At 72.2% G+C, this 13,225-nt stretch carries 7 protein-coding genes and 1 pseudogene; 1 reads left to right on the top strand and 7 read right to left on the bottom strand.

The genetic code is table 11. The features are described from left to right. The 6 genes from C6N75_RS15705 to C6N75_RS15680 form a co-directional block, all read right to left on the bottom strand. On the bottom strand, positions 1-941 hold a 941-nt coding region (locus C6N75_RS15705; RefSeq protein ID WP_258177429.1), incomplete at its 3' end, for an ABC transporter ATP-binding protein. A 4-nt stretch (positions 942-945) separates the two neighbouring features. Continuing rightward, complete coding sequence (locus C6N75_RS15700) at positions 946-2,778, bottom strand: branched-chain amino acid ABC transporter permease (RefSeq protein WP_105869531.1); 1,833 nt, start codon at positions 2,776-2,778, stop codon at positions 946-948. A gap of 5 nt (positions 2,779-2,783) precedes the next feature. After that, positions 2,784-3,713: a branched-chain amino acid ABC transporter permease gene (locus C6N75_RS15695; protein ID WP_105869529.1), complete on the bottom strand. Its 930-nt coding sequence runs from the start codon at positions 3,711-3,713 to the stop codon at positions 2,784-2,786. Between the two features lie 101 nt (positions 3,714-3,814). Next, positions 3,815-5,047, bottom strand: coding sequence for a branched-chain amino acid ABC transporter substrate-binding protein (locus C6N75_RS15690; protein WP_181160483.1), 1,233 nt, complete (start codon positions 5,045-5,047; stop codon positions 3,815-3,817). A gap of 1,888 nt (positions 5,048-6,935) precedes the next feature. After that, positions 6,936-7,448, bottom strand: coding sequence for a PaaI family thioesterase (locus C6N75_RS15685; RefSeq protein ID WP_105869527.1), 513 nt, complete (start codon positions 7,446-7,448; stop codon positions 6,936-6,938). Between the two features lie 112 nt (positions 7,449-7,560). Further along, on the bottom strand, positions 7,561-9,840 hold the full coding sequence (locus C6N75_RS15680) for an FdhF/YdeP family oxidoreductase (RefSeq protein WP_105869526.1): 2,280 nt from the start codon (positions 9,838-9,840) through the stop codon (positions 7,561-7,563). A gap of 225 nt (positions 9,841-10,065) precedes the next feature. On the opposite strand from C6N75_RS15680, the gene polA reads away from it, so the two are divergent. Next, entirely contained in the window at positions 10,066-12,723 is a 2,658-nt protein-coding gene (polA, locus tag C6N75_RS15675; protein WP_105869530.1) for a DNA polymerase I, read from the top strand. A 128-nt stretch (positions 12,724-12,851) separates the two neighbouring features. Here polA and C6N75_RS15670 read toward each other — a convergent pair. Beyond that, positions 12,852-13,225: pseudogene (locus C6N75_RS15670) on the bottom strand (DUF4184 family protein); the annotation flags it as partial.

Here is a 13,225-nt window from a genome sequence, read left to right as displayed (position 1 = left end):
GCGGCCGGGGCCGGCGCGGCATCCGCTTCGGCTACGGCTACGGCTACGGCCTCGGCTTCGGCCGCGGCCTCCGCCGCGCGCTCCTCGGCGGCCTCGACCTCGGCCACCTCCTCGTCGCCGGGGGCGGCCTCGAAGGGCTCGCCGAGGTAGGCGGCGATGACGCGCTCGTCGCTCTGGACGACGGAGGGGGTGCCCTCGATGAGCTTCTGGCCCTGGACCAGGCAGGCGACCCGGTCGCAGAGGTTGAAGATGAAGCGCATGTCGTGCTCGATGACGAGGACGGCGATGCCCTGGTCGCGGATGGCGAAGATCAGCTCTTCGGCGGCCCGGGTCTCCTGCGGGTTCATGCCGGCGGTGGGCTCGTCGAGCAGGAGCAGGCCCGGCTCGCTGGCCAGTGCGCGGGCGATCTCCAGCTTGCGCTGCTCGCCGTAGGGGAGGTTGCGGGAGAGGTGCTCGGCCTTCTTGTCCAGGCCGACGAACTCCAGCAGCTCCATGGCCCTTTCGCGGGAGGCGGCTTCGGCCTTGTGGAAGCCGGGGCCGCGCAGGAGGGCGGACCAGAGGCCCTCCTTGGTGCGGGTGTGCCGTCCGACGAGGACGTTCTCCAGCACGGTCATGTTGCTGAAGAGGCGGATGTTCTGGAAGGTGCGGGCGATGCCGGCCGCGGTGACCTTGAAGGACTTGGGCGGCAGGACGGTGCCCTTGTAGCGGACCTCTCCCTCGGTGGGGATGTAGAGGCCGGTGAGGCAGTTGAAGAAGGTGGTCTTGCCGGCGCCGTTGGGGCCGATGAGGCCGACGATCTCGCCGCTGTTGACGGTGAGGTCGACGTCGCGGACGGCGGTGAGGCCGCCGAAGCGCATGGTGACGCCGCGGGCGTCGAGCACGGTCTCGGTCGCCTTCCCGGCCGGGGCCGGGACGCCGTTGTCGATGGTGGTGGTGGTCATGGCGTCAGGCACCTGCCTTCGTGAGCGTGGCGGGCGCTTCGTCCTTCTCGTGGAACTCGAGCTGGTTGCGGCGGTTGGCGACGATTCCCTCGGGGCGGAAGCGCATCAGCAGGATCAGCGCCAGACCGAAGGCGAAGAGCTGGTAGTCGGCGAGGAACTGGAGCTTGGCCGGGATGAGGAAGAGCAGCGCGCCGCCGATGAGGGGTCCGCTGATGGTGCCCATGCCGCCGAGGACGACGGCGGCGAGCAGGAAGGCGGAGTTGGGCGGGACCGCGTGGGCGAACTGGTACTGCTCGGGTGTCACGGTGTAGGTGACGTGCGCCTGCACCGCGCCGGCGAGACCGGCCAGGGTCGCGCCCAGGGCGAAGGCGATCAGCTTGACCCGGAAGCCGTTGATGCCCATGGCGAGCGCCGCGGTCTCGTCCTCACGGATGGCCACCCACGCCCGCCCGATGCGGGACTCGGCCGAGCGCCGGAAGACCACGACCACGATGAGGGTGACCAGCAGCATCAGGAACAGGTAGTTGGCGAACCGGCCCAGGGTGAACCCGGCGATGCTGTGCTCGGCGCCGAAGTCGAAGCCGAAGATGTTCAGGTTCGGGATCGAGGAGATGCCGTTGGAGCCGTTGGTGATGTCGGGTCCGGAGGTGCCGTCCAGGTTGAGCACGGCGATGCGGAAGATCTCACCGAAGCCGAGGGTGACGATGGCCAGGTAGTCGCCGCGCAGCCGCAGGGTCGGGGCGCCGATCAGGACGCCGAAGACCATGGAGGTGGCGGCGCCGATGAGCATGGCCGCCCAGAACGGCAGGTGGACGCCGAAGGGGGACGACGGCGAGCCGGAGACCATGGCGGCCGCGTAGGCGCCGACGCCGAGGAAGGCGACGTAGCCGAGATCGAGCAGGCCGGCCAGGCCGACGACGATGTTCAGGCCCAGGGCGACGGTGGCGAAGATGAGGATGTTGACGCCGATGGTGGCGTACTGGTCGTCGCTCTGGGTGAAGGGGAAGGCTGCGGCGGCGACGAACGCTCCGACCATGGTGACGTTGCGGTGCCGCGCGGTCAGGGCGGCGACGCGGCCGACGAGGCCGGCCTTGCCGAGGGCCGCGGCGCCGAGGCCGGCGGTGACGAGGAAGCCGAGGAACAGCTCGTCGTACTCGGTGGTGATGCCGTAGGTGAAGACGAGCAGTCCGAGGGCGAGGACGGCGGCGATGATCAGGATCTCGGCGTAGCCGGGGAGCCTGCGGGCCGGCGCGGGGGTGCGCTGCGCGGCGAAGCCGCCCTTGAACAGCGTCCAGAAGTTGGACAGTTCGCGCTTGAGGTCGTCCCAGGCGCCGTCCTCGGGGTCGGCGGGCTGGGTGGCCGGCCGCTCGAAGGGCAGGGCGAGGGCGCCGATGAGGGCGACCAGGGTGACGGCCATGGCGACGAAGCCGCCGGGCTCCAGGTTGACCAGGCCGCCGAGCTGGGCGCTGATGGCCAGCGCGGTGTACCAGGCGGTGGCGAACGCGGCGATGGCGGAGAGCTTGATCGCCGCGTCGGCGCCGGCCGGCGCCAGCCAGTTCAGACCTTTGACGCCGTAGGAGGCGAGGCCGAACAGGGTGGTCAGGGCGCCGCCGACCAGGACGAGCCATTGCAGGCCGCCGGGGTAGCCGTAGACGGTCAGGTCGCCGGGGAAGGCGGAGGTCCAGGTCCAGGCCAGGAAGGCGGAGACGACCGTGAGGACGCCGCCGCCGGTGGCGGTGGCCCGGGCGACGCCCGTGGGGATGTTGACGAAGGCGGTGCGCGCGGGCGCGGCCGGGGTGATGGGGGTGTCCGCTGCGGTGGCGGTCTGTGTGGTCATGGTGGTCACGCCCTGTCCGCGACGCGCTCGCCCAGGAGGCCCTGGGGCCGGAAGAGCAGCACGAGGATGAGAAGTACGAACGCCCAGGCGTTGGCCCAGGACTGGCCGCCGAGCTGTTCCATGCCGGGGATGTGGTTGACGTAGGCGGAGGCCAGGGTCTCGGCGACGCCGAGGACGAGGCCGCCGATCATCGCGCCGTAGATGTTGCCGATGCCGCCGAGGACGGCCGCGGTGAACGCCTTCAGGCCCAGCAGGAAGCCCATCCGGAACTGCACTTCGCCGTACTTCAGGCCGTAGGCGACGGCGCCGATGGCGGCGAAGGCCGCGCCGAGGGCGAAGGCGACCACGATGATGCGGTCGGTGTTGATGCCCATCAGCTTGGCGGTGTCCGGGTCCTGCGCGGTGGCCTGCATGCCGCGGCCGGTGCGGGTGCGCATGACGAAGTAGCCGAGGATCACCATCGAGACGGGAGCGGCTATCAGCAGGAAGACGTCACCGGTCTGGATGGTGATGGGACCCAGGTGGAAGGGGCCGCCGGGGATCTCGGGGAAGGTACGGGAGGACTTGGCCTCCGGGTACCAGGCCCACACGGCCTGCTGGAGGGCCAGCGAGAGGCCGATGGCGGTGATGAGGGGCGCGAGCCGTGGTCCGCCTCGAAGTGGTCGGTAGGCGAAGAACTCCGCTCCGACGGCGACGAGGACGGCGACCAGGACGGCGCCTATGAGCATCAGGGGCAGGGCGATCCACAGGGTGGTGCCGCCGGGGAGCAGCAGCCAGACCGAGAGGGCGCCGAAGCCGCCGATCATGAAGATCTCGCCGTGGGCGAAGTTGATGAGCTGGACGATGCCGTAGACCATCGTGTAGCCAATGGCGACCAGGCCGTACATGGATCCCAGTAGCAGGCCGTTGACCAGCTGTTGCGGCAGTTCGTTCACCGCAGGTCCTCCGAGGTGTGTGCGGATGTGACACCGCGCGGGGCGCCTGGTGCGGCGCCCCGCGCGGCCTGAGGGGTGTTACGGAGTGGGGACCAACTGGTTCAGCCGAGGGTGCCGGACTTCACCGGGGCCCACGCGCCGCCCTTGTACTGGTAGACGGTCAGCTGCTTGTTGGTGGTGTCGCCGAACTCGTCGAAGGAGACCTTGCCGGTCACACCGTCGAAGGAGACGCTCTGGAGGGCCTCGATGACCTTGGCGCGGGCGTCGGTCGGGAGCTTGCCGTCGTTGTCCTCGGCGACCTTCTTGACGGCCTCGATGATCGACCAGGCGGCGTCGTAGGAGTAGCCGCCGTAGGCCTCGAAGGCCTCCTTGTAGCCCTCGGCCTTGTAGTTCGCGACGAACTCCTTGGCGGAGGGGAGGGTGTCCAGCGGCGCGCCGACGGAGGTGGCGAGGTCACCCTCGCCCTCCTTGCCGGAGAGCTTGATGAAGTCGGCGCTGTAGATGCCGTCGCCGCCGACCAGCGGGATCTTCGCGCCGGCCTTCTTGATCTGCTTGCTCAGCGGACCGGCGGCCGGGTACTCGCCGCCGTAGTACACCGCGTCGGCCTTGGAGGCCTTGATCTTGGTGACGACGGAGGAGAAGTCCTTGGTCTCCGGGTCCACGTGGTCGGTGCCCGCGATGGTGCCGCCGAGCTTGGTGAACTCCGCCTTGAAGGTGCCCGCGAGGCCGGCGCCGTAGGTCTTCTTGTCGTCGATCAGGAAGACCTTCTTCTTCTTCGCGTCGTTGAAGAGGTACTGCGCGGCGAAGGGGCCCTGGATGGCGTCGGTGGTCGCGGTGCGGAAGTACGACTTGTACGGGCGCGCCTTGGTGCCGCCGTTCCAGTCCGGGCCCTGGCTCAGGGTCGGGCTGGTGTTGGCCGGGGAGACCTGGGCCAGTTTGGCGTCGTCGAAGACCTTCTGCATCGACTCGGCGACGGAGGAGTTCAGCGGGCCGACGACGCCCATGACCTGCTTGTCGGCCACGAACTTGGTGGCGTTCTGCTGGCCGGAGGAGGGCTGCGCCTGGTCGTCCAGCGCCTCGACCTTGAAGGTCACGCCGTCGACGACCTTGTCCTTGTTGGCCTGCTTGGCGGCCAGGTCGACCGAGTTCTTGATGCCGAGCCCCAGGGCGGAGAGGTCACCGGTCAGCGGGGCGTCGATGCCGATGACGACGGTCGTGCCGCCGCCGCCTTCCGAGCCTCCACCGGCATTGTCGTCGCGCGAACCGCAAGCGGTGAGGGTCAGCGCTCCGGTGGTGAGCACTGCGGTGAGCATGAACAACGAACGCTGTCGCACGAAGGGGTCCTTTCCCTGGCGCGGTCTCCTCGGCTTGAGGAGCCGTTGCGAGCGCCGGGCCGTACGTGTGGATGGGTACAGCCGTGAACTGACGCGCCCGGCGGCGCGGTGACTGGCCGTGACTCTAAGCGCAGCCGGGGCGGGTCCGGGAGCGCCATCGGCAGGATGTGACTCTCTTGTTATGCCGTGGCCAAACGTTTCCGGTGAGTGGTGCCTACATCTGTCGGTCCCGGCGGGGTGTTCTTCTCACATAGTGAGAACGCCCAGTTCTGCTAAGGCCCTTGAGGCGATCACACTCCTTACGTGGCGGCTCCCGTGCGGGCGTCACGGCCATGCGCCGCCGCGCCCGCGCTGCGCTCCCCGCGCCGTCCGGCGCACCGGTTCCCCGCTCCGGCGATGGTCACTCAGCGTTATGAAAACGGGTGCGGGTGGGTCGGTCCGCCATGGGTTCGGCGGGGCCGCCGAGGGTCCGCTCCCGCACCTTCCGGCCGCCCCCCGGCCGCCCTCGTGCCGGGCCGGCCGGTCCGCTCCGTCCGCGCCGCCTGTCCGGTTCGCCCCCTCCGCGCACCCCGTCGCGAAGGTCCCGTCACGCACGTCCGGCCGGCCCTCGAAATGCTCCCGGCCGAAGTCCCTTCAGAAGCGCCGGAACTGCGTCCGACGTGCGCAGTGTCCGCTGAGCGGCACTCGGGATCCGTTAGCTGAAATGGGCTGCGCTGGGCGGTAGTTGACGTAGGAGGCGCGGGTGGCCCCGCAGGCTCGCCGAAGGCCCCTGGTGGCGTGTCGCGGTGACGCGCCCCAGCCGGGCGGCGTACCGCCGCCCGACCCGCGTCGAGGGGTCCCCGAGGCTCCCGCCGCCCGGCCTCCGCCATCCACTGCGGGCCCCAACTGTGCGTGAACGGTGTGTGATTGGTGAGCACGGTCCCCACTCGGTGGTGTGCCTGGGCAGGGCCGCCCGGCCCCCTCCGCCGCCCGCCGGGGCCTCGCGCGGCCCCGGCCGCCCGGCAGTCGGGGACAGGCCCCGCACCGGGGTGTGGTCGGCCCGCACCGGACCCCGGCCGCACCGGCCGTACGCCCGAGTCGCCGCGCTCCCCGTGGAAGCCGCCCGAGCCGGCATCGGACCTGCCCATGGCGGCCCGCGGCCCCGCCATCCGTCTGCCGGGGGCCGGGTGCCGGGACCCGGCCCACCGCGACGGACAGCGACGATCACCGCCGACGGCGGATGCGTCCCGCACCCCGGCGCTCGGCCGCGCGGTAAGGAGCATGAACGGAGAGCGCGGCTGTACGAGGCCGCCGACCGCGCCCCCGCCGCACCCGGACCACGCATGCCGCTCGACGACGACCAGGCGGTCACGCCCCCACTCGACGCGCGAGAGCCGACCCCACCAGGCCCGGCACCGCTCGTACGCGCCGCGCCGGGCCCCGCAGGCGACCGACGCAGCCAGGCGAACGCCCCGGCTCGGGTGGCGCCCCGGCCGCGCGGTGGTCGTCTCGGCTCGCGGTGGTCGTCCCGGCTTCGGAGAGGCGCTCAGGCCGGCAGTGGTCGTCCCGGCCGAGCGGAGCCGCTCTGGCTCATCGAGGTGTCCCGGCCGCGCGAAGGCGTCCCGGCCGCGGGGAGCCGCTCGGGCCATCAGAGGCCCCCGGTTCGCGACGGCGCCCCGGTCGGGGGTGGTCGTCCCGGCCGCGCGGAGGCGCTCGGGCCATCAGAGGCCTCCCGGCCCGCAGCGGTCACCCCGGCCCGCCGTGCTCATCCCGGCCCGCCGTGCTCATCCCGGCCCGCAGCGGTCACCCCTGCCTTCGAAGGTCTCCCGGCCGAGCGAAGGCTCCCCGGCCCTCGGTGGCACCCCTGTTCGCGGTGGTCGCTCCGGTTCGCCGGGGGTGGCGGTGGTGGTCAGCTTGCCGCGTCAGGGCCCGCGGTCGGGACGTGCTCGGCGTCCCTGGGGGCCAGCTCGCGCAGCAGGCAGGTGAGGCGGGCGGTGCAGACCCGGCGGTCCTGCTCGTCGGTGATGACGATCTCGTACGTGGCGGTGGAGCGGCCCCGGTGGACGGGCGTCGCGGTGCCGGTGACCAGGCCGCCGCGGACGCCCCGGTGGTGGGTGCAGTTCAGGTCCACGCCGACCGCGATCCTGGACGGGCCGCCGTGCAGCATCGAGCCGACCGAGCCGAGGGTCTCGGCGAGCACCGCGGACGCGCCGCCGTGCAGCAGTCCGTACGGCTGGGTGTTGCCCTCGACCGGCATGGTGCCGACCACGCGCTCGGCGGACGCCTCGCGGATCTCCACGCCCATCCGGGTGCCGAGGTCGCCCGCCGAGAACAGCGCGGGCAGGTCGACGCCGAGCGCCGCGTACTCGTCGAGGACTTCCTGCGGGAACTGCGGGGACGCCACCTGTGTCTGCTCGCCCATGGGGCCGGTCTCCGTTCGTCGTCGTACGGATCTCGTCTCGCACGGTCCCGGTCTCTCCTGCGGACGCGGTCCCGTACGGATCTCGTTTCGCGAGGTGCGCCTGAGCGAACGCTTAGGCGGGAGCCGATTGTTCCAGACGGACGATGACGGACTTGCTGGCGGGGGTGTTGCTGACGTCGGCGGTGGAGTCCAGCGGCACCAGGACGTTGGTCTCCGGGTAGTAGGCGGCGGCGCAGCCCCGGGCGGTGGGGTAGTGGACCACCCGGAAGCCGGGGGCGCGGCGCTCGGCGCCGTCGCTCCACTCGCCGACCAGGTCCGCCAGGTCGCCGTCGGCGAAGCCCAGGGCGCGGGCGTCCTCGGGGTGGACCAGCACCACCCGGCGGCCGCCCTTGATGCCGCGGTAGCGGTCGTCCAGGCCGTAGATCGTGGTGTTGTACTGGTCGTGCGAGCGCAGGGTCTGCAGCAGCAGCCGGCCCTCGGGGACCCGCGGGTACTCCACCGGCGCGGCGGTGAAGTTGGCCTTGCCGGTGCGGGTGGGGAAGCGGCGCTCGTCGCGCGGGGCGTGCGGCAGGGCGAAGCCGCCGGGGCGGGCGGCCCGCGCGTTGAAGTCCTCGAAGCCGGGGATGACCCGGGCGATCCGGTCGCGGATGGTCCCGTAGTCCCGCTCGAAGTCCTCCCAGGGGGTGGCGGAGGTCGCGCCGAGCACGGCGCGGGCCAGCCGGGCGACGATGGCCGGCTCGGAGAGCAGGTGCGGGCTCGCCGGCGCCAGGTTGCCCCGGGAGGCGTGCACCAGGCCCATGGAGTCCTCGACGGTGACGAACTGCCTGCCGCCCGCCTGCACGTCCTTGTCGGTGCGGCCCAGCGTGGGCAGGATGAGCGCCCGGGCGCCGGTGACCGCGTGCGAGCGGTTCAGCTTGGTGGAGACGTGCACGGTCAGCCGGGCGCGCCGGATCGCGGCCTCGGTGACCTCGGTGTCCGGGGTGGCGGCGACGAAGTTCCCGCCCATGGCGAAGAAGACCTTCGCCTCGCCGTCGCGCAGCGCCCGGATGGCGCGCACGGTGTCGTAGCCGTGGTGGCGGGGGCTGCTGATCCCGAACTCCCTGTCCAGGGCGTCCAGGAAGGCGGGGGCGGGCCGTTCGAAGATGCCCATGGTGCGGTCGCCCTGGACGTTGGAGTGGCCGCGCACCGGGCAGACCCCGGCGCCGGGGCGGCCGATCGCGCCGCGCAGCAGCAGGAGGTTGACCACCTCGCGGATGGTGGCGACGGCGTGCTTGTGCTGGGTCAGGCCCATCGCCCAGCAGACGATGGTGCGCCGGGAGGCCAGGATCATCTCCAGCGCCCGCTCGACGTCGGCGCGGGCCAGACCGGTGGCGGCCAGCGTCTCGTCCCAACCGGCGGCCTTCGCGGCGGCGGCCAGCTCGTCGTAACCATGGGTGTGCTCGGCGACGAAGGCCTCGTCCACCGCGCCCTCGGTGTCGATGACCAGCTTGTTGAGCAGGCGGAAGAGGGCCTGGTCGCCGCCGATGCGGATCTGCAGGAACAGGTCGGTGAGCGAGGCGCCCTTCAGCATGCCGCGCGCCGTCTGCGGGTTCTTGAACTTCTCCAGCCCGGCCTCGGGCAGCGGGTTGACCGAGATGATCTTCGCCCCGGCGGCCTTGGCCTGCTCCAGCGCGGAGAGCATCCGGGGGTGGTTGGTGCCCGGGTTCTGCCCGGCGACGATGATCAGGTCGGCCTGGTGCAGGTCCTCCAGGGAGACGCTGCCCTTGCCTATGCCGATGGTCTCGGTGAGCGCCGAGCCGGAGGACTCGTGGCACATGTTGGAGCAGTCGGGGAGGTTGTTGGTGCCGAACTCGCGGGCGAAGAGCTGGAGCAGGAACGCGGCCTCGTTGCTGGTGCGGCCGGAGGTGTAGAAGACGGCCTCGTCGGGGGAGCCGAGCGCGCCCAGCTCCTCGGCGATGATCGCGAAGGCCCGCTCCCAGGTCACCGGCTCGTAGTGCGCGGCGCCCTCCGCCGCGTACACCGGCTCGGTGATCCGACCCTGCTGCCCCAGCCAGTACCCGCTGCGGCCGGCCAGGTCGGCGATGGGGTGGTCGGCGAAGAACGCGGGCGTCACCCGGCGCAGGGTGGCCTCCTCGGCGACGGCCTTGGCGCCGTTCTCGCAGAACTCCGCGACATGCCGCTTCTCGCCCTCGGGCCAGGCGCAGCCGGGACAGTCGAAGCCGTCCTTCTGGTTGACCTTGAGCAGGGTCCGGGCGGCGCGGGCCAGACCCATCTGCTCCCGGGACATCCGCAGGGTGTGGCCCACGGCGGGCAGCCCGGCGGCCGCGTGCTTCGGCCCGCTGATCCGCGGGGCGTCCTGGACCGGGTCCCCGGTGGGCGGCTTGCTGGCCATCGCGCTCCCCCTTGAGCTCGTACGGGCTGCCGCGGCGCCGCGGCACTTCCGGCACCACTGCATTCGATACTGTCACGCGTCACTGACAGCGACCCTCCCCAGCCCGCCCCGCGGGCCGGTGGCGAGGCGGTCCGGTCGGGATTGTCAGTGCGGCGTGGCAGGATCGGAACCGTGGCCGAGACAGCATCGAAGAAGACCGACGACACCCGTCCGCGCCTGCTCCTCATGGACGGGCACTCCCTGGCGTACCGGGCGTTCTTCGCCCTGCCTGCGGAGAACTTCACCACCGCGAGCGGTCAGACGACCAACGCGATCTACGGCTTCGCCTCGATGCTCGCCAACACGTTGCGTGACGAGGCGCCCACGCACTTCGCGGTGGCGTTCGACGTCTCCCGCAAGACGTGGCGCTCGGCGGACTTCCCCGAGTACAAGGCGAACCGCTCCTCCACCCCGGACGAGTTCAAGGGCCAGGTCGAGCTGATCGGCGAGCTGCTCGACACGATGAACGCGGTCCGCTTCGCGGTGGACGGCTTCGAGGCCGACGACATCATCGCCACCCTCGCCACCCAGGCTGAGGCGGCCGGCTTCGAGGTCCTGATCGTCACCGGCGACCGGGACTCCTTCCAGTTGGTCTCCGACCACGTCACCGTGCTCTACCCCACCAAGGGCGTCTCCGAGCTGACCCGCTTCACCCCCGCGAAGGTCCAGGAGAAGTACGGCCTCACGCCCGCCCAGTACCCGGACTTCGCCGCCCTGCGCGGCGACCCGTCGGACAACCTCCCCGGCATCCCCGGCGTCGGCGAGAAGACCGCCACCAAGTGGATCAACCAGTTCGGCACCTTCGCCGAGCTGGTCGAGCGGGCCGACGAGGTCAAGGGCAAGGTCGGCCAGGCGCTGCGCGACCACCTGGAGGCGGTGAAGATGAACCGCCACCTCACCGAGCTGGTCCGGGACGTCGAGCTGCCCAAGGCCGTCGCCGAGCTGGAGCGCGCCGCCTACGACCGCACCGCCCTCAAGGGCTTCCTGGAGGTCCTGGAGATCCGCAACCCGAGCCTGCGGGACCGGCTGCTCGCCGTGGACCCGGGCGCCGAGGCCGACGAGGAGCCGCCGCCGGCCGCCGGGATCGAGCTGGACGGCTCGGTGCTGCACTCCGGTGAGCTGGCCCCCTGGCTGGAGCGCCACGGGCAGCAGCCGCTCGGCATGGCCACCGTCGCCACCTGGGCGCTGGGCAGCGGCAGCGTCAGCGAGGTGGCGCTGGCCGCGGCCGGGGGAGAGGCCGCCTGGTTCGACACCACCCAGCTCGACGAGGCCGACGAGCGGGCCTTCGCGGGCTGGCTCGCCGACCCGGCCCGCCCCAAGGTGCTGCACAGCGCCAAGGAGGCGCTGCGGGTCTTCCCCGAGCACGGCTGGGACATCCAGGGCATCACCATGGACACCGCGCTCGCCGCCTACCTGGTCAAGCCCGGCCGGCGCTCCTTCGCGCTGGACGCGCTGTCGGTGGAGTACCTGCACCGCGAGCTGGCCCCCGCCGCCGCGGACGGGCAGCTCGCCTTCGGCTCGGAGGACGAGCAGGCCGAGGCGGACGCCCTGATGTCCCAGGCCCGCGCCGTGCTCGACCTCGGCGACGCGTTCGGCGACAAGCTCACGGAGGTGGGCGCCGCCGAGCTGCTGCACGACGTCGAACTGCCCACCTCACTGCTGCTGGCCCGCATGGAGCGGCACGGCATCCGCGCCGACCGGGCCCATCTGGAGGCCATGGAGCAGCAGTTCGCCGGCGCGGTCCAGCAGGCCGTCAAGGAGGCGCACGCCTCGGTCGGCCACGAGTTCAACCTCGGCTCGCCCAAGCAGCTCCAGGAAGTCCTCTTCGGCGAGCTGAACCTCCCCAAGACCAAGAAGACCAAGACCGGGTACACCACCGACGCCGACGCCCTGGCCTGGCTGGCCGCCCAGACCGAGCACGAGCTGCCGGTCATCATGCTCCGCCACCGCGAGCAGGCCCGGCTGCGCTCCACCGTCGAGGGCCTGATCAAGACCATCGGCGCCGACGACCGCATCCACACCACCTTCAGCCAGACCGTCGCCGCCACCGGCCGGCTCTCCTCCACCGACCCCAACCTCCAGAACGTCCCGGTCCGCACCGACGAGGGCCGCGCCATCCGGCACGGCTTCGTCGTCGGCGAGGGGTACGAGGCGCTGATGACCGCCGACTACAGCCAGATCGAGCTGCGGGTGATGGCCCACCTCTCCGAGGACGCGGGCCTGATCGAGGCGTTCACCTCCGGCGAGGACCTGCACACCACGGTCGCCTCCCAGGTCTTCTCGGTCCCCGAGTCGGCCGTCGACGCCGAGATGCGCCGCAAGATCAAGGCCATGTCCTACGGCCTGGCGTACGGGCTCTCCGCGTTCGGCCTGTCCCAGCAGCTCTCGATCGAGGCGGGCGAGGCCCGGGCGCTGATGGACACCTACTTCGAGCGGTTCGGCGGGGTGCGCGACTACCTGCGCCGGGTCGTCGACGAGGCCCGCGCCACCGGATACACCGAGACTATGCTCGGCCGCCGCCGGTACCTCCCCGACCTCAACAGCGACAACCGCCAGCGCCGCGAGGCCGCCGAGCGGATGGCGCTGAACGCCCCCATCCAGGGCACCGCCGCCGACATCGTCAAGGTCGCCATGCTCCGCGTCGACCGGGCGCTCACCGAGGCCGGGCTCACCTCCCGGATGCTGCTCCAGGTGCACGACGAGATCGTGCTGGAGCTGGCCCCCGGCGAGCGCGAGCGGGTCGAGGAGATCGTCCGCCGCGAGATGTCCGACGCCGTGCACCTGCGCGCCCCGCTGGACGTCTCCGTCGGCGTCGGCCCCGACTGGGAGTCCGCCGCGCACTGAGCCGACCCGCCCGCAAGCCCGTCCGGTGGCCCGCCTTGGCGGCGATCCTCCCGCGAGGACCGCCGCCAGGGGGCGCCGCGCCGGACCGCCGCGGGCCGGCGCCGGGGGCCCCGTCTACGGTGGCCGGCTCACCAGCCGCCGGCGGCGTCCGGGCGGCGGGTGCGGGCGGCCGCGACGCGGACGGCCACGGCGTACAGCACCACGCCCGCCGCCAGCCCGCTGCCCGCGCCGAAGCAGACGGTCGGCGCGATGTCCAGCGGCGACTCGATCCGCCCCCAGTACGCGTAGTACCGCAGGAAGCGGTGCACGACGCCGACCGCCGCACACAGCCCCAGCAGCACCAGCGCCAGCCCGCGCCCGCGCCGCCCGAGGACCACCGCCCCGGCCGCCGCCTCCCCGGTAGCGGACCCGCCCCGCCGCTCCCGCAGCGCCCGCTCCCCGAACCCCCCCAGCAGCACCAGCGCGGCGCCCGAACTCCCGTACTTCAAACTGGTGTAAAACG

The organism is Streptomyces solincola, assembly GCF_002982015.1.
GTDB classification, from domain to species: domain Bacteria; phylum Actinomycetota; class Actinomycetes; order Streptomycetales; family Streptomycetaceae; genus Streptomyces; species Streptomyces solincola.
The sequence above is the reverse complement of the archived record's forward strand: the minus strand, read 5'-3'. Positions and strand labels throughout refer to the sequence as shown.